At 46.6% G+C, this 328-nt stretch carries 1 protein-coding gene; it reads left to right on the plus strand.

Annotated features, from left to right (window positions below; all coding sequences use genetic code 11):
- Window positions 1-328, plus strand: a 328-nt coding sequence (locus CWB72_RS13985; RefSeq protein ID WP_252371560.1) for a GTP-binding protein, incomplete at both ends; no start/stop codon positions are given.

Below are 328 nucleotides of genomic sequence, written 5' to 3' on the forward strand. Positions count from 1 at the left end.
CTATGTTAAAAACATGATCACAGGTGCTGCACAGATGGACGGCGCGATCCTAGTAGTTGCGGCTACTGACGGTCCTATGCCTCAGACACGTGAGCACATCCTACTTTCTCGTCAGGTTGGTGTACCTTACATCATCGTATTCATGAACAAATGTGACATGGTTGACGACGAAGAGCTACTAGAGCTAGTAGAGATGGAAGTTCGTGAACTTCTTTCTGAGTACGACTTCCCAGGTGATGACCTACCTCTAATCCAAGGTTCTGCGCTTAAAGCGTTAGAAGGTGAGAAAGAGTGGGAAGACAAGATTGTAGAGCTTGCAGAAGCACTA

This window comes from Pseudoalteromonas phenolica (assembly GCF_005886345.1).
Taxonomy (GTDB): Bacteria; Pseudomonadota; Gammaproteobacteria; order Enterobacterales; family Alteromonadaceae; genus Pseudoalteromonas; species Pseudoalteromonas phenolica_A.